11 protein-coding genes and 4 pseudogenes are annotated in these 21,136 nt (G+C 56.6%); 6 read left to right on the plus strand and 9 right to left on the minus strand.

Going from position 1 to position 21,136, the window contains the following annotated elements; translation table 11 throughout:
- Positions 1–90: 90 nt before the first annotated feature.
- A pseudogene (locus tag GGQ85_RS16580) lies at positions 91–277 on the minus strand (hypothetical protein); the annotation flags it as partial.
- A 319-nt stretch (positions 278–596) separates the two neighbouring features.
- Between GGQ85_RS16580 and GGQ85_RS20930 the strand changes: the two are divergent.
- The 3 genes and pseudogenes from GGQ85_RS20930 to GGQ85_RS16590 form a co-directional block, all read left to right on the plus strand.
- A pseudogene (locus GGQ85_RS20930) lies at positions 597–875 on the plus strand (transposase); the annotation flags it as partial.
- Positions 814–1,044 carry a transposase gene (locus tag GGQ85_RS20935; RefSeq protein ID WP_374708912.1) on the plus strand — a complete coding sequence of 77 codons (231 nt, stop codon included), beginning with the start codon at positions 814–816 and terminating at the stop codon, positions 1,042–1,044. The pseudogene GGQ85_RS20930 and the gene GGQ85_RS20935, both read left to right, overlap by 62 nt.
- A 627-nt stretch (positions 1,045–1,671) precedes the next feature.
- Positions 1,672–1,875: pseudogene (locus GGQ85_RS16590) on the plus strand (IS701 family transposase); the annotation flags it as partial.
- Here the strand turns inward: GGQ85_RS16590 and GGQ85_RS16595 are convergent.
- Positions 1,825–2,079, minus strand: a pseudogene (locus GGQ85_RS16595) (transposase); the annotation flags it as partial. The pseudogenes GGQ85_RS16590 and GGQ85_RS16595 sit on opposite strands and share 51 nt — an antisense overlap.
- 720 nt (positions 2,080–2,799) lie before the next feature.
- On the opposite strand from GGQ85_RS16595, the gene GGQ85_RS16600 reads away from it, so the two are divergent.
- The 3 genes from GGQ85_RS16600 to GGQ85_RS16610 are packed head-to-tail and all read left to right on the plus strand — an operon-like array spanning position 2,800 to position 6,792.
- On the plus strand, positions 2,800–3,138 hold the full coding sequence (locus GGQ85_RS16600) for a hypothetical protein (protein WP_309775448.1): 339 nt from the start codon (positions 2,800–2,802) through the stop codon (positions 3,136–3,138).
- The gene (locus GGQ85_RS16605; protein WP_309775449.1) at positions 3,116–5,347 is read left to right on the plus strand and encodes a peptidase domain-containing ABC transporter; all 2,232 of its coding nucleotides are present in this window, start codon (positions 3,116–3,118) and stop codon (positions 5,345–5,347) included. The genes GGQ85_RS16600 and GGQ85_RS16605 overlap by 23 nt, the downstream gene beginning before the upstream one ends.
- The gene (locus GGQ85_RS16610; protein WP_309775450.1) at positions 5,344–6,792 is read left to right on the plus strand and encodes an HlyD family type I secretion periplasmic adaptor subunit; all 1,449 of its coding nucleotides are present in this window, start codon (positions 5,344–5,346) and stop codon (positions 6,790–6,792) included. The genes GGQ85_RS16605 and GGQ85_RS16610 overlap by 4 nt, the downstream gene beginning before the upstream one ends.
- Positions 6,793–7,253: 461 nt before the next feature.
- Here the strand turns inward: GGQ85_RS16610 and GGQ85_RS16615 are convergent, their stop codons facing one another.
- The 7 genes from GGQ85_RS16615 to GGQ85_RS16645 form a co-directional block, all read right to left on the minus strand.
- Complete coding sequence (locus GGQ85_RS16615; protein ID WP_309775451.1) at positions 7,254–12,818, minus strand: DUF4082 domain-containing protein; 5,565 nt, start codon at positions 12,816–12,818, stop codon at positions 7,254–7,256.
- Positions 12,819–13,606: 788 nt separating this feature from the next.
- Positions 13,607–14,677: an O-antigen ligase family protein gene (locus GGQ85_RS16620; RefSeq protein WP_309775452.1), complete on the minus strand. Its 1,071-nt coding sequence runs from the start codon at positions 14,675–14,677 to the stop codon at positions 13,607–13,609.
- Between the two features lie 439 nt (positions 14,678–15,116).
- The gene (locus tag GGQ85_RS16625) at positions 15,117–15,842 is read right to left on the minus strand and encodes a polysaccharide deacetylase family protein (RefSeq protein WP_309775453.1); all 726 of its coding nucleotides are present in this window, start codon (positions 15,840–15,842) and stop codon (positions 15,117–15,119) included.
- Positions 15,839–16,900 carry a glycosyltransferase family 4 protein gene (locus tag GGQ85_RS16630; RefSeq protein WP_309775454.1) on the minus strand — a complete coding sequence of 354 codons (1,062 nt, stop codon included), beginning with the start codon at positions 16,898–16,900 and terminating at the stop codon, positions 15,839–15,841. Before GGQ85_RS16630 ends, GGQ85_RS16625 begins: the two co-directional genes overlap by 4 nt.
- An 820-nt stretch (positions 16,901–17,720) precedes the next feature.
- Positions 17,721–18,860, minus strand: a complete 1,140-nt coding sequence (locus GGQ85_RS16635) for a DegT/DnrJ/EryC1/StrS family aminotransferase (protein WP_309775455.1) — start codon at positions 18,858–18,860, stop codon at positions 17,721–17,723.
- A complete protein-coding gene (locus GGQ85_RS16640; protein ID WP_309775469.1) occupies positions 18,857–19,852 on the minus strand; it encodes an NAD-dependent epimerase/dehydratase family protein in 996 nt (331 codons plus the stop codon). The genes GGQ85_RS16635 and GGQ85_RS16640 overlap by 4 nt, the downstream gene beginning before the upstream one ends.
- Positions 19,853–19,927: 75 nt before the next feature.
- Positions 19,928–21,037 carry a DegT/DnrJ/EryC1/StrS family aminotransferase gene (locus tag GGQ85_RS16645; protein WP_309775456.1) on the minus strand — a complete coding sequence of 370 codons (1,110 nt, stop codon included), beginning with the start codon at positions 21,035–21,037 and terminating at the stop codon, positions 19,928–19,930.
- Positions 21,038–21,136: the final 99 nt, after the last annotated feature.

The raw sequence follows: 21,136 nt of genomic DNA on the forward strand, positions 1-21,136 counted from the left end.
CGACCTATTCGTGCGGCCTCCACCGTTACGATGCACGCACTGTGAAATGCTGCTCGCAGGCCGCCTTCAGCAAAATCTGCCAAAGTAGTGCTAGGTCATCGACTCATTGAGTTTAAATCGCAACCAGATGCGGATTGATGCGAGCTTGATGGTCGCGAGGAAGTTATCGTCGCGTTTGTCGTAGCGGGTGGCGACAGCACGATAGTGTTTAATTTTATTGAAGAAGCGTTCGACCAGGTTGCGCTTGCGATAGAGGCGTTTGCTGAAGCGCAGGGCGTTGACGCGGTTTGGCATCGGCTTTAACGTTGGCGCGGGCTCCGCGCGCGGCCAGTCTCTGGCGCAGGGCGTTGGAATCATAGGCCCGGTCGGTCAGCAGCATGTTGCCGCGCCCAATCGTGTCGATCATGTCGTCGACGCTACGCCCGGTGGACGCTGGATCGATGCGCGGAGGTCTATGGTCCGGGCAAAACACTCTACAATCGCTTCGTCCGCTGGGCAGCGAAGGGCGTATGGGTAGACATATTCCAGGCACTCGCAACGGCCGGCGGACCTCCTGCGCAGGTCCTGATCGACAGCTCGGCCGTGAAGGCGCATCGATGCGCATCTGGCGGCAAAGGGGGGAACATCAGCAGGCCATCGGCCGATCGCGCGGCGGGCGGACCACGAAGATCTATGCTCTGACCGACGCCGAGTGTCGTCCCGTCGCGTTCTTGCTGACCGGGGGTCAGATAGCCGATTGCACTGCTGGAGCGGTTCTGCTCGAACAGATGCCATGTTCCGCGATCCTGCACGGCGATAAGGGTTATGACAGCGATGCCATCCGCCGACAGGTCGAGGGAAAGGTGCGATGCCGAACATCCCGCCCAAGGCGACCGACACTGGAAGAATTGCTTCTCGCCCGTCCTCTATCGAAGCCGCAACGCCATCGAGCGTATGTTCTGTCGCCTGAAGGACTTCCGCCGCATCGCCACCAGATATGATCGTCTCGCAATCAATTTCCTCGCAGCCGTCTGCATCGCTGCGCTGGTCAGTTACTGGTTATGAGTCCGGACCTTAATACCTTACGGAGACCGCAGGCTCAGCCGTAGCACAGCAGGTGCACCGCTGCCATCCAGATAAATAAGTAGTCCCATTACTCCAGCCTTCTCCGAAGAAGGGTACCGTCATGGGATTCCCGCCACGCACGCCCTGGACGAATGCACAGCTATCGGAAAGGTGCTGGCGGGGATGATAATATGAGGCGGCCCGGGTGGCCCGCGGCCCATTTTCGAGTTCCGCTGCTTGAACCATAACTGTCGAAACGACCACAGTGGCTGTCGCTAACAAGAGAGTTCGCAGTATCGCCATCAATCCATCCTCAATCGCGAATTCATTCATCCATTCTGCACAATATCGAGGAACAACAAAGCCCACCGAAGAAAAAAGGGATCAAAAATGCGAAGGGTAGAGCGTGATGCTGCGAGAGCAGTTTCCCCATGCCCCCGACCGCGAGCCCCGCCTTGAGCGGAGCCGCCACCGGCCGAGAATAAGTTGGCGCTTGGCTGTGATGCCACCTTCGAGCGCTCGGTATACTAGCGTTACTTTGGCAGATTTTTGCGATTGATGGGCGCAACTGGATTCCCGAATCTGATTTCAATGGTTCATGGGTGGTTGGCTTTTGGAGGGCCGACTATGGTGGACACGGGGTCGAAGTGGGAAGACGAGCTTGGACGCTGGTTCAAGCCATTCCTGGATCGTTTAGGTCACAAGGCCCGGTGGCGGATGTATCTACTGTATGTTTCGGGGCTGATTGGACCGGGTGATCGCAAGAGCGTCCAGTCGATTCAGGATCAGCTTCTCCAGCGTCAGGTCCGACACAGCCTTGCGCAGCCGGTCGTTCTCTTTTTCTCAAGCTCCTTGAGGCGTTTCACCTGGTCGCCCTTCAAGCCACCAAACTCCTTGCGCCACCGGCAATACGTGAACTGCGTCACGCCGATCGAACGAGCCGTTTCGCCACCCGATCTGCCTTGTGAAAGCAAAACATCGACCCTGGCGCAGCTTCGCGACTATCTCTTCCGGCTTGTGCTTCTTCTGGGGCATTTCCAATGTCCTCCCTAACGGCTAATAGCCTAATTCAGGGAACACCACTTTTCAGGGGCAGACCACTGAAATTCGCTGGCTTATGGCTAGGGCCTACCTCGCTGGCGTTCGATTGTCGCTACAGCATATCGAGCTCAGCCATCGAACGGTCACGGAAAACCCGTGGGTGGTCTAACTTTGCTGGGGTACCAAGGCTCCCCGCATAGAGAGTTCGCCCCCAAAGACCTATGTACCGGTCGCAAGGTTAGGCTTAATGCCTTATGCGACCTGTCCTGAACCGACGATTCCTTGCGTAGTGTCGAAAAATCGCTCATCTTCTTACGGGAGAAGGTGACGGCACGGCTGACCGATAGATTACGGTTCGCGCTTCTAAGAAGGGGGCCGATAAAGCCGGCACCCACGTCGCCAGCTTCTAGACGTCGACCAAAATGTCGTCGGCAACGGCGAAATCTGTCAACGAAACTCGAGGCAGCCGACTCTGGGTCGATCTTGCAATTTTGGACGACCACCGCTGGAAACGGACTATGTTGGCTCGTATCATTTCGATGGAAGCTTATTCGACCTATCCCATTTCTTCACGACCGGTCACGCCAATGGCATGCCGGCCGCCGCCCGCGCACCGGTATTATGCCACGGGAGCGCGAGCCTTTTCGCGACAAGTTCGACGGCTTTTGGGTAAAGGTCCTATTCAAGGCGCAGCTACCTGCAGAGGAGGATGCAATGCACGACGAAATCTACACGGACGGAATCGATGAAATCATGGTTGGAGGTTCGATCGTTCGTGTCGATCTCGTCAGCCTGTCGCCCACCGAGCATGATGCCAATAATTCGCCAAAGAAAGTTTTCCGCCAGCGGATCATCTTCCCGATAGAAGCCTTTGCTAACTCAGTGGAAGTGATGCAGAACGCATTGCAGGGTCTGGTCGACGCTGGCGTCGTGAAACGAAATGCACCCAGAACGCAGTCCGAGCCGCTGCGTGCGAGTGCGACGTCCGAAAGTACCGATCCCAATCATCCCCAGACCCCACGTACGCCCAATGTCTCAACCAATTTCCGCTGAGTCGGCTCAGAACGACAATCTTGCCCCCGAAGCCACCGGCGTCCTTCGGATCGAGGCTTCTGGTGAAGGCAATCGGACCGCCCTCGAATGCCTTGCATGGGTAGCAACCCATCACGGCATTGATCTTTCGGTGGAGCGCTTGAATCATATATACGCCGTCGGCCAGGAGGGCGTGTCGCAGGCGATGATGCTGCGAATGGCGAAAAAGGCAGGGCTGCGCGCGCGCATCACGACGGCTGACTGGCAGGCATTGTTCTCGCTCGGCGAGGCTTACCCCGCCGCGGTGCAACTCTCCAACGGCAACTGGGTGGTGGTGACCGCCGCTGCCACTGCGCCAGACGGCGAGCAGTTCGTTCTGGTGATCGATCCGCTTGCCGAACGTCAGAACGAGCCTGTGATCGTCGATCGGACGCGCTTCTGCGCTAATTGGAGTGGTGTCGTCCTTCTGACCAAACGTAACAACCGCTCGGCCGGTGCGCGGGAGAAATTTGGCTTCCGCTGGTTTGCCCCGGAGTTGCTGCGTGAATGGCGCCTTTTCGTTGATGTCGCCGTCGCTTCGATCCTTCTTTATGCGCTGGGACTGGTTGTCCCGATTTTTTTTCAGCTCGTTATCGACAAAGTCCTTGTCCACGAAAGCTTCACAACACTGTATGTTTTGGCGGTCGGCGCGATTGGGGCGTTGATATTCGATGCGGCCTTCGGCTTCCTCCGCCGCTATCTGATGCTCTATGCTACCAATCGAGTGGACATTCGCGTCGCGACGAAGACGTTTAGTCACCTGCTTGGCCTGCCTGTCGTTTTTTTTGAGCACATTTCCGCAGGCGTCCTTGTCAAGCATATGCAACAGGCGGCGCGCATCCGTGAATTCCTGACGGGCCGGATGTTTGTCACGATGCTGGATACCATCTCGCTGTTCGTCTTCATTCCGGTGCTCGCGTTCTATAGCATCAAGCTGACCGGCCTGGTGCTTGCCTTTACTGCGCTCAGCGGAACGATCGTCGTGCTATTGATGGGTCCGTTTCGGCGCCGGCTGCTCTCGCTATATGAGGCCGAGGCTGCGCGCCAGGCCCTTCTCGTGGAAACGGTCCATGGCATGCGAACGGTAAAGTCGCTGGCGATGGAGCCGCTGCAGGGGCGGCAGTGGGATGATCGTTGTGCGCAGTCCACGCAAATGCGTTTCGACGTTGAGAAGATCTCGGCGGGTGCCCAGTCGATCACCGGATTGCTGGAAAAGCTGATGACCTTGGGAATCATTGGGCTGGGGGCACTGAACGTCTTCAGCGGTGAAATGACGATCGGCGCGCTTGTCGCGTTCAACATGCTTGCCGGCCGGGTTTCGGGACCGCTGGTTCAAATGGTCACAATGGTCCACGAGTACCAGGAAGTCGCACTTGCGGTGAAGATGCTTGGCGAAGTGATGAACCAGAAGCCGGAGCGCGAGGTCGGACGCGAGGGGCTACGGCCCGAACTGATCGGAAAGATCGAGTTCGAGAGCGTATCGTTTCGATACAGCCCTGATGCACCACTGGCACTCGACGACGTGACGTTCAGCATTGAACCCGGCAAGGTGTTTGGTATCGTCGGCAGGAGTGGCTCCGGAAAGACCACGATAACCCGCATGATATCGGGTCTTCACCCGGTTCAGGATGGATTGGTGCGGATCGACGGCCTTGACGCGCGCGAGCTTGACCTAGCGCACCTACGTCGGGGTCTCGGTCTGGTGTTGCAAGACAATTTTCTGTTCCGCGGCACCGTGCGAGACAACATCGCCAGCGTGAAGCGGGGAGCGACTTTTGCTGAAGTCGTGCAGGCGGCACAACTCGCTGGCGCAGATGAATTCATCGAGCGTCTGCCGCGCGGCTTCGATACGATGCTAGAGGAAAACGCCTCGAACCTCTCAGGAGGGCAGAAGCAGCGGCTTGCGATCGCCCGTGCATTGATCGTCAATCCTCGCGTACTGATACTTGACGAGGCGACGAGCGCGCTTGATTCAGAAAGCGAAATGATAATTCGCAGGAATTTGCGGCGGATCGCTGCGGGACGCACTGTCATCATCGTGTCGCATCGGCTGTCGATGTTGGCCGAGGCCGATGCGATACTCGTCATCGACCGGGGACGTGTTATCGATATCGATCGTCACGACAGTCTTTTGAAGAAATGTTCGATGTATCGTCATCTGTGGAACCAGCAGATGAGGCATGTCGCATGAGCAGCCCCACAGAAAAACCGGACGACGTCAAGAATACGACTGATGTCAAGAAAGGCGGCCTGGCAAAATTGCGAGATATCCGGCGCCGTAGGCGCGACATCTCAAGGGCTGTGTCGGCAAGGCCGCCTGTCGTCAGCGAATTTCAGTCGGATGCGATGGAGATCGAACAGCGCAAGCCGCCGAGGCTTGCGCGGATCACGCTGTATTGTGTGGTAGCACTGATTCTTGCGGCGACGCTGTGGGCCACGGTTTCGCACGTCGATATGATCGTGACCGCGCAAGGCAAGTTGATCACGACCCGGCCCAATATGGTGGTTCAGCCGTTGGAAACATCGGTCATCCGCGAGATCCATGTCAGGGCGGGTGATGTTGTCAATCGCGGCGACGTGCTCGCGACGCTGGATCCGACCTTCTCGCAGGCTGATCTCGATCAGCTCCGTGATCGCGTCTCGGCGCTGGATGCCGCGATCAATCGCCTCAATGCCGAACTGTTGGGGCAAGACTACACCATAGCCAACCCATCCGATCCGGATGAAATCCTGCAGGACAAGCTATTTAAGCAGCGAAAATCGTTCAATGCCGCGCAGTTTAGCAACTTCGACGCCCAGATCGCCAGCGCGCGCGCCAACCTGGAGACCAGCCAGAACGAGGAGTCCGTGCTAAAGCAGCGATTGGAGACCATGAATTCGATTGAATCGATGCGCAGCACTTTGATGGACCAGAAGGTCGGTTCGCGCCTGAACTTCCTTCTGTCCCGCGATGCTCGGCTCGATGTCGAAAGCAATCTTTCGCGCACCCGCGGTAGTCAGGTCGATTATGCCCACCGCGTCGAGAAGGTGTCGGCTGATCGCCAAGTCTTCATGGAAGACTTTCGCAAGCAAGCCTCTCAGGAGCTGGTGGAGACGGTGGCAAAGCGTAATAGCGCTGCCGAGGATCTCAAGAAGGCCGAGCTTCGCCGCAAGTTGATTGTGCTGACTGCACCGGCGGATGCCATCGTTCTTGAAATCGCCAACCGCACGGTCGGGTCGGTCGCGCGGGAAGCTGAAACCCTGTTTGTGCTGGTGCCGCGAGATGTGCCATTGCAGGCCGAGGTTGATGTCGAAGGGCGTGATATTGGCCAGGTTGCGATCGGACAATCGGCTCGGATCAAGTATGAAGCCTATCCGTTTCAGAAATTCGGAACCGCTTCAGGTACGGTTCGTGTGGTCAGCCACGATGCCTTCGCGCCCGATGCCAAGAACGAGCCGACACATCGACTCCAGGCGCCGTACTATCGGGTTCTGGTCGATGTTGCCGATACGAAACTGCTCCGGCAGCCGGAGCACATGCAGTTGCTTCCGGGTATGGCTGTTACGGCGGAGCTGAAAGTAGGCCAACGACGCGTGATATCTTATTTCCTGTATCCTCTGCTGCGTGGGTTGGACGAGAGTATCCGTGAATACTGAAGGGATAGCTGTCGTATTGTCACCGCCGCATTCGGTTCTGTTGAAGCCGGGAAAAAGGGCGGTGAATACCGAGTGGGTGGAATTCATCCGGTGCGCAAAAGACTGAAAGTACCGTATCGCGCGACCCTCGAAGCGGGGGCGTGCCTGTGTGGCGGATCTGGTGTGTGGCTTCGTCGATGTAATCGCGGTTTGTGTGGAACTGCGATATGGAGCGCCTGCAATACCCTGCCTGACACCGCAATCGCTATTCTGATTGGCTAGGCCAGGCCGGCACCAACACCATGACAAGCCAGAAGGCGGAATGTGCTCATCACGAGGGCTGCTATGGCGTTCTCGGGCGAAGTGGATACCGATTCGCATGAATTCCATCAGAAGCGGGATGGCTTCAGGCTGCTCGTGCGGTTGGGGTAGATGGATTTACCTCGTGCCGTCCCAAGCCTAACAATCTTGTAGTTCTCTAGTTATGCAGCAAGCTGCGCACGGAAGAGGACGTCAACGCCGTAGCTCGTCGAGTTGTACGAGCTGGTCGGGAACAGGCTCGAGCCTCCATAAGCGTACACGCCGTTCCCTCCGACTGACGACGATGACGGAGCCGTCAGCGGTCCATTCGTAACAGAATTGTTGAACAGCCCGGGATCGGCCGCGTAGTTTCCTGAACTGTGATATGAAGCGACGTACGTCGTATTGGCGTTGATCGCCACAGGTGATGCGAATTCCACCTGCTGCCAGCCGCTCGCCGTTTCGTTGGTGAACGTCGCCGTCGCCAGCAATGTACCGCTAGCGCTCCATAGGTTGCCGACATGAGTGCCGACGTCTTGGGCACTCTTGTAGAAACGGATGCCGGTGATCTGCCCATCGCTCGATGCTCGGAACCTCATGCCAAGCTCAACCGAATTCGGGTCTGCAACCGAAGTCATCGCTGGGACGTAACTCGGGTTGAACAGGCTCACGGTCGATGAAGACGCTGGATTGATGGAAAGGCTTGCCGTTGCGGTCGCTGTGCCGCCCCGTCCATCAGAGATCGCATAGTCAAAAGATGCCGAGCCATTGTATCCGGCATTTGGCATGAAAGTGATCGTGTTGGTCTGCTGGTTGAACGTGGCAACGCCATTAACGCTATTGCTGACGCCCGTCACCGACAGCGCGTCGCCATCCGGATCGCTGTCATTGGCGAGCAACGTCGCAACAGGGATCGTGAGAATTGAACCTTGCGTGCCATTGAGGCCGCTGTCGTTAGCGGCGATCGGCGATCGATTGGCGCCCGCGGTGGCCGGGCTAAACATCACATCGACCCAATAGTTGGTCGCACCATAGCTGGCGTTGGGGAACAGGTTGGTACTGCCATAAGCGTAGACGCCATTTTGGGAACCCGGCGCGCTCAACGGCCCATTCGTATAGGTGGCGTTGAAGTAGCCGCCCGTCGACGTATAGTGGCCGTTGCTATGGTAGCTGGCGACGTAGGTCGTCCCGGCTGTAATTGCGATCGGATTACTGAATGTTACGGTTTGCCAGCCGCTGGAGGTCTCATTGGTGAAGGTCGCAGTCGCCAGCAAAGTGCCAGTGCTGCTCCACAGCGTTCCGGTATGGGTGCCGGTATCGCCAGCGCCTTTGTAGTATTTGATACCGGTGATCGTGCCGTCGCTCGAAGCAGCGAACCTGACACCAAGATTGACCTGAACGTTATCTGGATCGGAGAGCGAAGTCGGAACGCTTGACGGCGAGAACAGACTGATGGTTGGAGGCGTTACGCTCAGGTTCACCGTCGCATTTGCGGTGCCGCCGCGGCCGTCCGACACCGTGTATTGGAAACTTGCTGCTCCAGTGTAGCCGGCGACAGGAGCAAACAAAACACTATTGGTCTGTGCGTTAAACGTCGCTGTTCCGTTAACGGAACTTCCGTTGACGATCCCAGTGATAGTGAGCGTATCATTATTCGGGTCAGTATCGTTGGCAAGCAACGAAGAGGCCTGGATCGACAAGGTCGAATCCTGAGAAACCGTCAGGCCGCTGTCGTTGACCGCGACCGGCGGTTGGTTGGGCGGCGCGTTGACGTTGAGGCTTACGGTGGTGCTGGAGGTACCGCCTTTACCATCAGAAATGGCATAAATGAACGATGCAGGCCCAGTATAGCCTGCAGTGGGCGTGAAGGTCACCGTGTTGGTTTGAGCGTTGAAGGCCGCTGTGCCGTTGATACCGCCATTGGCGCCAGTAATGACCAATGTGTCATTGTCCTGATCGGTATCGTTGGCCAGCAAGGTCGCGGCGGATATCGAAAGGGCGGTGCCTCGTGTCGTCGTCAAGCCGCTGTCGCTGACGGCGACCGGAGGATGGTTGCTCGACGGCAGAATCGTCAGGCTGACGGTGGCGTTAGCGGTGCCTCCTTTACCATCGGAGATGGCGTAAGTGAAAGAAGCGGGACCCGTGTAACCTGGCGTCGGCGTGAAGGTCACCGAATTCGTGTTCGTGATATAGCCGGCGGTGCCGTTGACCCCTACACCGGCGCCGGTGATAGTCAACGTATTGCCGTCAGCATCAGTATCGTTGGCCAGCAACGTGGCCGCTGCAATCGTCAGTGTGTTGCCCTGGGGGGTGGTGAAACCGCTGTCGTTGTTCGCGACCGGGATATGATTGGTGCTGCCGCCCTCCGAACTAAAGACCACGTCAACCCAATAGTTGGTCGCGTTATACGAATTGGTCGGGAAAAGATTGCCGCTGCCATATGCGTAGAGGCCATTGCCACTGGCAGGTGCGGTCAGGACGCCGTTCACATGGTTGGTCGAGAAGTAGTTGGTCGTCGAAACATAGTGGCCATTGCTTTTATAGCTCGCCACGTAGTTGGTCCCAGCGGTGATAGCAACCGGATTGGCAAATGTGGCGACCTGCCACCCGCTGGCCGTCTCGTTCGTGAATGTGACGGTGGCCAGCAATGTACCCGTGCTGGTCCACAGCGAGCCGGTGTGCGTACCGGTGTCGCCGGCGCTCTTGTAATATCTAATCCCGTCGATAACTCCATTGGAGGATGACGTGAACCGTACGCCGAGATTGACCGGAACATTATCCGGATCGGATAACACGGCAGGTACGTCCGAGCTTGAGAACAGCGAGACGCTATTCTGCGGGTCGAGAACGTTCATGTGAACGATCGCGGATCCGGTGGCTCCGCGACCATCAGAGATGGCATAGCCGAAACTCGCGGGTCCAATATACCCCGGATTCGGCGTGAACGTGATGACGTTAGTCTGGCTGTTAAACGAAACGGTTCCGCCTGTTGCTGCGCCAACCCCGCTGATCGACAGAATGTCGCCATTGGGATCGATATCGTTGGCTAAAAGCGTCGCAGCAGAAAACGTGATCGGTGTGTTCTGGACTGCGGTGAAACCATCGTCGTTGTATCCGACAGGCGGCTCATTGACGGTATTGGCGGAACTGAAAATGACGTCGGCCCAGTAGTTGACGCCGTTCGAGGCCGTTGTCGGAAACGCGTTGTCAAGACCGTAAGTGTAATAACCGTTGGCAGAGGTTACCGTGAGAGGACCACTTGTATAGGTGGTGGTAAAGTAGTCAGAGCTATTAGCGTAATATCCATTGCTGTGATAGCTCGCAACGTATGTCGTGCCGGCCGCGATTGAGATCGGATTGGCGAATGTAACGGTCTGCCAGCCGCTGCTGGTCTCTTGCGTGAAGGTCGCGGAGCCCAGCAGTGTGCCGGTGCTGCTCCATAGCGACCCCACGTGCGTGCCGCCGTCGCCGACGCTCTTGTAGTATCTGAGGCCAACGATCGTTCCTGATTGACTTGAGGAGAACCTGACCCCGAGATTGACAGCTTTGGTGTCGCTATCGGTCAGAATCGTCGGGGTGCTGGACGGCGAGAAGAGCGATACGGTGGGAGTGGGAGCGACGGTGATGACGGTCCCCTGGTGTGGAGCCTCCATATTGACATTGTCGTCGACGGCGCGCGAGCGAATATCGTAAGTGCCGCCGGCTATCGGAACGAATGTGTAGCTCCAGTTCTCGAAGCCGGTTGCGCGTTGCCATGTTGTTCCACCGTTCGTCGAAACCTCGACGACAGCGACCCGCCCGCCCCCAGCGTCCGTAGCAGTTCCGGTGATTGTGATCGGTTGTGCCGCGGTGTAGGAACCGCTTGTCGTGGGAGACGTGATGACGGAGGTCGGTGCGATATGGTCGGTGGACTGAGCCGCGACCACGAGGCTTTGCATCAGCGTCTGTGGTTGTATACCCATATCCGCGAACAGGTTTACCATGGCCTGTTGGACGTTTGGATCGGTCGGGGTGGCCTCGTTATCGTGATGCGAATCGAGGCCCCAGCTCCAATAGACCGTTCCGGCACCGAAGACCAAGGCTCCGCTTGGAGCGCGATAGAGTGTCAGACTGTGCGTCGCGGTACCCGGGCCGGTTGTGATGCCATTGTCAAGCAGCAGCGTATTGACGTCGAGCGTCGTAGACGAAAGGGGGACGAGGCCAGCGGGGCGAAAGCCGTTATCCACATCGGAGTCCCACTCGTAACCGAGCAGGTTGGGGACCAGCGAATAGACCTGACCAGGCTGGATATTGGCGACTTCAGTGTTGGACCAGAAGCGGAAGTTGGAAAGATCATACGGAATCTTGATGGTGTCGAGACGATAGGAATCGACAGTAAACATGGTGCCGGTAACGTTGTTCTCCGGTAGGCCAGCGCCCCATTGCGGGTCGCGCCAGGTTGCAGTCGTATTGCCCGGATCGGTGTCAGCATTAGCCCAGGTCTCCTTGTAGGCAACCATCGTCTTGTAGGGCGTGCCACTGCCGTCGATGCTCGACTCCCAACGAAACTGCCAATACATCTCATTGCCGCTGAGGAATGCGAGGTTGACGCCGGAATCGCGCGCAGCCTCGACGTTCGAGCGCTGCTCCGCAGACCAATATTCATCGTGGCCGACTGACAAAAAAGCCTGGCTGTTGAGCAGTTGTGCGCCGTCACGGGCGGTGTCGATGCCGGAGATGTAATTGACGTCGTAGCCATTCTGCTCAAGCCATCGGATTGTCGGATACTCAACGCTGAAGATGAAATCCTGTGGACCCGCGGAATAGCCGCCGTCACGAGTGATGATCGGGCGATTGTAGCTGACAGCACTGGCGCGACCTTCCCGGCCGCTTTGGTCTACGCCGCCGTACAAGTTGTAGCCGCCCCACCAGTTATAGGCCTGCCACGTTGTGTCAGATGTTTGGAAGGTGATGTCACTCGGGGCTTCGTCATCCCGAACGATAAAGGGAACGATATTCGCCCCACCAGTGTCGAGGCGCGTCAGTTTGGCAAAATAGACGCCCGACACCGCCTCGAGAGGGACATCCCAGGATGCCGACACCGACCAGTTGCCGGCATCGACAAGCTTCATCGTCGGATCGAACGTCGGTACCGGCTGAATCTGCGCGGTGGACAGTGATTGATTGATGGTATCGACCTTACGGGCGCCATCGCCATTGTAGTAACCGATCCGGTAGATATCGATACGGTAGTTGGTGGCGTCGGTATTGATCTTGAAATCAACACGCTCGCCGTGATCGACCGTGAATTGTGCGGCGAATCCCTCGATGCTGCGGTCGCCTTGATCAATCAGCCATTCGCTTTCGGGCGTCCCCTGCTTCATGTTTTCAAGCACGATCGCATTGGGCGCTGCTACCGCCGCCATTGTCGTCAGCGAGCTTTGGATTTCCGTGCTCCCAGTCTGGAGGGACGGAGATGACGATTGCTGTGCTTCCTCGGGTGAGAGGGGCGTGAACATCATGAGCAGCGGGCTGGGGGCGCCTGCATCGGCCGCCGTCGTAGTTGGATTATAATAGTCGAGGACCTTGGGCGCGTAGCCAGACGGTTTGCCGCTCTCGCTCGGGGAGCCACCGGTGCGGACCGAACAGACCGTGCAAGCTCTCCCGGTGCAGGAGCCACATGGTGAGGTGAGAGCTTGTTGTTGCCATTGGGTGCTCCACGCTTCGATCGCGGAACGCGTACCTTCAATCGCCGTTGTCGTGCCCATAAAATCCCACCTCGAAAAATACAGCCAAAATCTGTAAAAAATCACACATAAACCATTTTTTAACTGAATTCCATCTCAAAAAATAAAATAGATTAAACTGTCCACGGAGCGGATTTTGCGAATAGCTGACACGACAGCGGCAATCGTCCCATGCAGGTTTTCGAGTTCTGAATCCCCAGCAATCGCGCAAGTTGGCATCAATGGCTGGCTAAAGGAATGCCCGCACGTTGTGCTCCTCGATATCGAACTGCGGCGATGCGCCGATGATCAATGCCAAGCAAGGAAGCGACGCCGGTCGTGATCGCGTTGAATTGGCGGCGAATCCTGCTGAACTGGACACTGATCGGTTACATGGGCGCCTTCAGGGGCGGCGGGAGTATCTGGAAATTGGCTGCGGAGACGGAGTCCTTTTCGAACCTCAAGCGACTTGGATATACTCACTACGTTAGGACGGACATCTCTGGCGTGGAGAACGAAGGCTTCGTCTATACAAACAATTGCACAGAATATCTCAAGCGGACGGGACGTATACGAACCCGTGGGCCTTTTCGATGTCATCGTGTTTCACGAATCTCTTTTCTAATTGAGCGATCCTGTCTGCTCGCTGAAGCGTTACGCAGAGTCACTTAAGCCTGAGGGACTGTTCATCGTCTCGAATTACCCGGCGGCGGCGATCATCGGCAATATTGCGTGATTCAAAGCAAGTGGTCGACATACTCAACGAAACCGGACCACCGAAGGTTGTCTTGGCTTTGTACGGTATTAAAGCAGCGGAGCTGTCGAATCCTTCAATTGGTGTCACGGCGAGGCACGCGGGATAAATGATTGCGAAGTGGTTTGGGTGCGTCGCCGGTGCGGTCATCGAACATCCACATGCCGCTGCCAAGCAGGAAAATGACCAAGACATAAGGCGCATCCCATACATGGACGGTACATACTGCGACGATGACTCCACATATCGTGACAATGAGACCCTTACGGCATTGCGCTACCTGGAATGGAAGATTTTTCAGCCGTCCCAGACCGAAGCAAACCGAAAGAAAACTACCGACTATGAACAAAAGGCCGGGGATACCGTAGGACATGGCCGCACTCAACCAAAAGTTATCAACACTGCCGCCCATCCAGGATGGACGTTCCCAGTCGTTCAAGCCAATTCCAAGGACCGGATGCTGCATCACTGATTGGGTACCGTAGTTCCAGATATGGATGCGCATGTAGGAGGTGTCGGCGTTGAACGTCAAATATGAAATAAAAACGTCGATGGGGCTACGGTTGGAGCTGACGTCCACCACAAGATAGGCGGTAAGCACGATTCCGGCCAATATGGCCCAACGCCATGTTACGGCCGCAGTGACCTTGTCCCAGCCTATCAACATCGCCTGAACGACAACCGATAGGATCGCTCCGGAGGAAAGCGAGGAGACGACCGCCATGGCCACAAAACCCGGACTCAATCGACTCAAACGTGAGCTGCGAAAGGAATAAAAGCTGAGAGCGAACGCGGTTGAACAAGCGACGCCGAACAGAATGAAATTCTCAAAGGTGCCCTGCGCTCGTCTGAGTCCGAATCTCGCTTCGCTGCCAACGACATCGTAAACGGAGAATACCGAGCCGAACCATTGGATGAGAACCGGCGAGCCAGAAACATTCTCATAGATGGCAAATGGAAGGAGAAAGATAACCATTAGCGCGAGGTATTTCACCATGCGCTGGAATGCGATGACGTCTCGAATGTATCGCTTAGCGAAAAGGAATGGTCCGAATGTCTCGATGACGAATATGCCGGCAGTTTGCAGGCCATCCATGCCGTGATGACTCAACAACACGATCGCGCCCCACGCAGCGGTCGCGAGCATGAAAATGTCCGGCAATCGTATTCGCCCGACCGATCCAGATAGCCACGCGATCAGGCATGGAATGAAGGTCGCTATAAGCACCAGCCGGTATGGCGAGAGGCGTACTGTGCCTAAGTAGAAGAGAACCGGCGACGCTAACGTGAAAACGAAGATTGGAACCAATATGGATGGCTTTAGGCGCCGGACCGGTTGCGCAGCCGCGGCTTCTCGGGCGACGGAAGGTTGCAAGCGTCCGAGCCGGTGAGGCGCTCTTGTAGCCATGCGTTCCAACCGACTTCATCCCTTACGATAAAATGCCGTGATCGCCTCGGTGAGAACAGTAGCGCCTGATGCCCGGCGGATACAACGAAAGTTCGTACCTTTCATCGTCAATTCACGCTGCATCGAGTCGGAAGAATACCAACGAAAGCTTTATGGCATCTTCGACAGCCTCATGACATTATCGATATCGCCGGTGCATCAGAGGCTTGTAGAGTCCAAGCTTCGTGCTGAGCTTCCAGGCAAGGCCACGTTTGGTATCCGGATCGAGCAAGTGCTGGCGCATATATTCCGTGTCCATGCTGTTCGTTAGACAAAGTCGGGAATAGAGAAAGGGTTCAAAGCCGCGATGATATCCCAGCTGTATTGTGAAGAGATGCGTGTAGCCGACCCTCAGGGCCGCATCCCAAACCCGCCGGGAAAAGCGTCCGTATGGAAAGGCGAAAAGGGGAACCTCTTTCCCGAGACGATCCTCCAGCATCGATTTCGACACCTTGAGTTCGCGGTCGAGTTCAACATCCGAGACGGTTGTCAAATCAGCGTGGGCCATCCCATGTGAACCGATGACGCCGCCGCCTCTGCTGATTTCCTCGATCATCGCCCAGTTCATACGCCCCGCCGCACCCACGAAATCGACTGGGATAAAGGACATGAAACCCGGAATTCGACCAGCTGTTACGTAACGATTGTAGACATGCGTGTAGTCCGACAGAAAGCCATCATCGAAAGTGAGCAGGATCTCGCGATTATGATCGGCATTCGGATGAGTGCAGCGGTCTATGAAGGTCTGAGGCGAGATCAGCATATCTCCGCAAAGCGCAAGATGTGCATCGAATGCCTCATGCGTCAGGCACCAGGCATTCGATGGCGAATCTTCAACCAGCTGATGATAATTCAGGACGATCATAGGCGTTGTATCAGGTCTGACACACGCTGCCCCCAGACCTGCCAGTTCAATCGTGCTTCGAAAGCGTCACGACTCGAGCATCTAAGGCGCTCCAGCCGATCCGGATCGGAAAAGATCTTGGAGATGACGGTCGCATAGTCCAGTTTGGTCGCGCTCGGTGGCACAAGGATGCCGTTCTCTCCCTCTCTGACAGCACTGGGCACCCCCCCTGTGGCCGGCGCAACGCTCAGCACGCCATGGGCCGCTGCTTCGCAAAACACAATACCATAGCAATCTGCTCGGGTGGGCAACAAGAAGAAATCTGTATCCCGATAGAGTTGATATAGTCGTTCGCGCTGTTCGCGATCATTTTTGTCGAGGTAAGGAATAATCGTCAGACCATCGTGGGACACGCGCTTGGGCGGTGTGCATCCGCAGATCACAAGTTCTGTTTCAAGGCCCCTGGCCCTTAATTCAAGGAGAGTCTCAACCGCGACGTCGGCGCCTTTTTCTTCCCAATTGGCCCCGATGAAGAGGAGGCGACATGGGCCCGGTTTACGAGTTTCAAGTACCGAGCTGCGGTTGGGTATCTCTTCGAGATTGGCGCCCCAGGGAACGACATGCACCCGTGCAGGGTCGGCTCCGTAATCCCTGACGGCAGATTCAGCTGCCCATTGCGACGGATAAAGGATCAAATCAGCGCGCGCGATTGTATCACGTTCCAGACGTTCCGATGTTTCCCGGGCGGCGCGTGACAGATTTCGATAGTTTGGATGATAGTCTTCAATCAGCCGAAAGGTAGCGTCGGACGCATAGACGAGGGGAATGCCGGCAGGCACATTCCAAGCGAAGGTGGACCCGGCGGGCGCGAACACAACATCGGGAGAAACCGCACGGATTTTGCGTGCCGCGTCCGTCGAATACTGCGCAACGACGGGACCTGCGTGGACTGGGGAGAGGACCTGCCTGCGAAAGGCGCGGCAAAGTCTGGAATACGCTTTGTAAAAAGGCAGGATCGGCGCACTCAAGGGACCGATATGGATAACATCGTTACCTTCATTTGCGAGCGATTTGGACATATGGAACGGAGTGCCAGACCAAAACTTCACGTTGCTTCCGTCTCCGACTGTAACGAAGGCAATCCGCCGCGCTGATCGAGTGTGATTCCGATTCAATTTGTTCTCCTGCAGGAGAAGGCTGGTTCAACCAATACGGCGGGCCACAAGCTCACAAGTTGTGCGGATTAGATAGTCAAGAGTTCTTCGGGTCAGCGCTTCATTAAATGCTGAAGCCTTCCTTTTTATGTTGTGTATGCAAAGATTCTGTCGACGACGCGAGATGACCGCATTCATCCGACAATCGTCTCGCCGAAACCACGACGGATGTTGCAATCGAGATTGCGAGCATTGTTTCTTGGCGATTCCGGACTCCGATCGGTTGATCAATTTTCATTCCTGATTTGATGCACCAACCGCTCACGCGACAAGCTGTACTGAAGTGCACCCCGGTGGACGAATAACCATTCCCAAGTTCAAGAACGGACATGTCATGAGATACTTGCCCAATGGTTCGAAGAGACAGCATGTTCGGGCTTGGAATGATCACAGTAGAGTTATCGCGCAGGCAATATTTTATGCTGGACAGCACTACTTCGGGTCATGGGCAAGGTGCAGGACATTCAAGCACAGGACGCAATCGAACTTTTCTCCGTACGTAAGCGCTGCGATCTTGTCGATGTCTCCATGGACCTTGCCACGCCACGGACGGCGGCACTACGTGCTTCAGCCATTCAATGCACGCAGCGATATCGTTTTCTATATCGTGACGAATGAAAGGAAACCCGGATTCTCAGCCACGCTGTCAACGCATGAACTTAAGGAATTATGACATGAACGGTACTCACATGCCTAACTCTGTACGCACGGCGTCCGCCACGCGCGCCTGATCGTCATCCGTCATCTGCGCATAAAGCGGCAACAGAATCGCGCGATCCTGCGCGAGTTCTGATTGTCGCAGACCATGCCGTGGCTTCTCACCTGCATAGGCTGGCTCCCGGTGCGAGCACATGATCCCACGCCGCGTGGCAATGTCTTGATCGAGCAGAGCTTGCATGATTTCACGTTGATCAACGTGATCGGGCAAACGGACACAGTAGCTTTGCCAGTTCGAGCGGGCCCAATCCGGTTCGGAGGGAAGACGCAGTCCTTCGATATTGCCTAGCATTTCCGTATATCTTGCAGCAAGCGCTCGGCGGCGGGTAACGATGCCATCCAACTTCGTGAGCTGCGTGCGGCCGATCGCCGCCTGTATATCAGTCATCCGATAATTAAAGCCGACGTCGAGGTACTGTTCAAAGATGGTCTGCGACGCGCCATGCCGAACCGTGTCCGGCACGCTCATGGCGTGCTGCCTCAGCAGTTTGAACTTGCGGTCGAATTCCGGCTCCGAGGTCGTCAGCATGCCACCTTCGCCGGTGGTGATGACCTTTCGTGGATGGAAGGAAAAGCACGTAATCTGGCCGTGCGCTTTTCCGATCCGTTCCCAGATCCCATCCACGCGGATTTCGCTGCCGGCCGCACAGGCCGCATCCTCGATCAGCACCAGGTTATGCTGGCGTGCAAGCGCGGCCAAGGCAGGAAGGTCGCAAGGCAAACCCATCTGATGAACGGCAATAATGGCGCGCGTACGCGGTGTAATTGCCTCCGCGACCTTGAGCGGGTCGATATTGTAGGTGTCAGGATTGATATCGACAAAGACCGCCGTTGCTCCGCAGTATCTCACACTGTTTGCCGTTGCGATAAACGAATGGCTTGCCGTGACGACCTCATCACCGGGGCCGATATTGGCGGCGACCAGCGCGAGATGAAGTGCGGTCGTGCAGTTCGAAACTGCGGTCGCATAGGGAGCGCCGACAAGAGCAGAGAACTCGCGCTCAAAAGCTGCGACTTGGGGGCCCTGCGAGACCCAGCCCGACAATATGGCTTCACGAGCAGCGTTGGCTTCCTCGTCGCCCAGAAATGGTAATGCTATGGGGATCACGAAACGTCGGCCTTCTCTTGCCGTGGCGATGCCGAGGATGAAAGCTCGCTGCGCCACCATGTCACGAGTTGATTCAATCCTTGTTCGAGTGGAATCGTGGAACGGAAGCCAAGCAACTGTTCTGCTTTCGCCGTCGAGGCAAGACGGCGGGGAACGGGATTGACGCTGCGCTCCGGAGCGAATTCCGGGGTAAGGCCGCCTCGAACCATGACCGAGGTAAGTGCCGCCGCGAGCTGCGCCAGGCTGGTTTCGGTTCCGCTGGCCACGTTGAACACCTGATCGGTGGCACTCGCCTTCGCGCCGAGAATATTGGCGCGGGCGACATCCCTGACGTGAATGAAATCCATGGTCTGCTGACCGTCGCCGAAGATGATCGGCGGCAGGCCCGCTTCCAGCCGTTCCATCCAGCGGATCAGGACTTCCGTATACCGCCCGTGAATGTCCATGCGTTCGCCGTAGACGTTGAAATATCTGAAGGCAACGTAATCGAGCTTATGCATGTCGTTGAAGGTGCGGAGCAGACCTTCGTTGAAGGCTTTCGCCGCGCCGTAGAGCGTTCGGTTATCATATGCGTTGTGATGTTCCGTCGTCGGGAATTCATCGGCCATGCCATAGACCGACGCCGAGGATGCGGCAACCACCTTCTCAATGCCATGCTGGACGCAAAGTTCGAGCAAATCATAGGTGGCCTGAACCATGACCTCCATCGCGAGACGGGGTTCGGCTGCGCAGTGCGTGATCCGCAAGGCCGCCTGGTGAAACACGATGTCCGCATCCTTCACCAGAGCCGCCATCAGTTTGCTGTCGCGGAGATCACCGTCGATCAATCGGACAGGACCGCGCGCAAGAGCATTCTTCAGGTTTTCCGGACGTCCGCGCACCATGTTGTCGATGGCGACGATTTGCTGGCAACCTTCGTCGCACAGAAGGTCGACGATGTGAGAGCCGATAAAGCCGGCGCCGCCAGTGACCAGGATTCGTTTTCCCTTCAAGTCGGCCACATTAAACTCCGTTTTGCAATTCGATGAATGTCGTTTCGTTTGAGGACAAAGCGACAGAACGGCGTGCTAGGCTGCGAGAGACGGCAGAGCCTTTTCCAGTTCCGCCGCAACCACATTAACCTGCTCGGGCTTGAGTTCGGCATAGATGGGCAACGATAGAAATTGTTTCGAAAGCGCTTCGGTCACCGGGAGCGAACCGGCGCCATGGCCGGCATCTTCATAGGCCTTCTGCAGATGCACCGGAATGGGATAATGGATACCGGTGCCGATACCCGCGGCCTGCAGGGCGGCCTGTGCTTCGTCGCGTCGGGCGAGGGTCACCGCATAGACGTGATAGACGTGCTCTCGGTTCGCTGGTGACACCGGTCGTTGACAGGGCAGTTTCTGCAGCAGCCGGTCATACTGCGAGGCGACCGCACGGCGGCCTTCCGTCCATGCCTCGATGTAGTTCATCTTGACGTTGAGAACGGCGCCCTGAATGCCATCCATGCGATAGTTATAGCCGCGCAGAACGTGATTATACTTGGAATCTTGGCCCCAGTCGCGAAGCAGTGAAATGCGCTTCGCATAGTCGGCGTTGTTGGTGACGACCGCGCCGCCTTCGCCATACGCGCCGAGATTTTTGCCGGGGTAGAAGCTGAAGCAGCCGAGATCGCCGATCGACCCGGCGCGCCGGCCTTTGTAGACCGCGCCATGAGCTTGCGCCGCGTCCTCGATGACGACGAGGTCGTGACGCCGAGCGATCTCCATGAGGGGATCCATGTCGGCCATCAGTCCATGAAGATGGACAGGCAGGATCGCCTTAGTTCGCGGCGTAATCGCGGCTTCGATCGCCGCTGGATTTATCGTCCACGTCTCGGGATCGACGTCAACGAAGACCGGCTTGGCGCCAGCGTAAAGGATAGCCGCTGTGGTCGCTACAAACGTCAACGATACGGTGATGACTTCGTCGCCGGCCCCGACGCCGGCCGCGAGAAGAGCCAAATGCAGGGCCGATGTCCCGGTGTTTACCGCAAGACAATGTTCGACGCCGCAATAGGGCGCGAAGCGCTTCTCAAAGGCAGCAACCTCCGGACCTTGCACATACTGCGTGCTATCGATGGCGCGTAGGACAGCGGCATCGATCTCGGGCTTCATTTGCAGGTACTGTGCTTTCAGATCGAGAAAGGGGATCAAGCAAATAATCCTATGTAGGAAACGTTTGTTGAAAGAAGCATTTATTTCCGGCGCAAAAACGAAATTACACAATTTAAAAATGGAAACCAGAATAAAATT

Source organism: Nitrobacter vulgaris, from assembly GCF_031453995.1.
Taxonomy (GTDB): Bacteria; Pseudomonadota; Alphaproteobacteria; order Rhizobiales; family Xanthobacteraceae; genus Nitrobacter; species Nitrobacter vulgaris.

Bases quoted from the DNA above. Each gene is read 5' to 3' on its own strand.
- GGQ85_RS16630 (WP_309775454.1), bottom strand. From the start codon at position 16,900: ATGTCCAAATCGCTCGCAAATGAAGGTAACGATGTTATCCATATCGGT.
- GGQ85_RS16620 (WP_309775452.1), bottom strand. From the start codon at position 14,677: ATGCTCGCGACCGCTGCGTGGGGCGCGATCGTGTTGTTGAGTCATCAC.
- GGQ85_RS16610 (WP_309775450.1), top strand. From the start codon at position 5,344: ATGAGCAGCCCCACAGAAAAACCGGACGACGTCAAGAATACGACTGAT.
- GGQ85_RS16600 (WP_309775448.1), top strand. From the start codon at position 2,800: ATGCACGACGAAATCTACACGGACGGAATCGATGAAATCATGGTTGGA.
- GGQ85_RS20935 (WP_374708912.1), top strand. From the start codon at position 814: ATGCCATCCGCCGACAGGTCGAGGGAAAGGTGCGATGCCGAACATCCC.
- GGQ85_RS16625 (WP_309775453.1), bottom strand. From the start codon at position 15,842: ATGATCGTCCTGAATTATCATCAGCTGGTTGAAGATTCGCCATCGAAT.
- GGQ85_RS16615 (WP_309775451.1), bottom strand. From the start codon at position 12,818: ATGGGCACGACAACGGCGATTGAAGGTACGCGTTCCGCGATCGAAGCG.
- GGQ85_RS16605 (WP_309775449.1), top strand. From the start codon at position 3,116: ATGTCTCAACCAATTTCCGCTGAGTCGGCTCAGAACGACAATCTTGCC.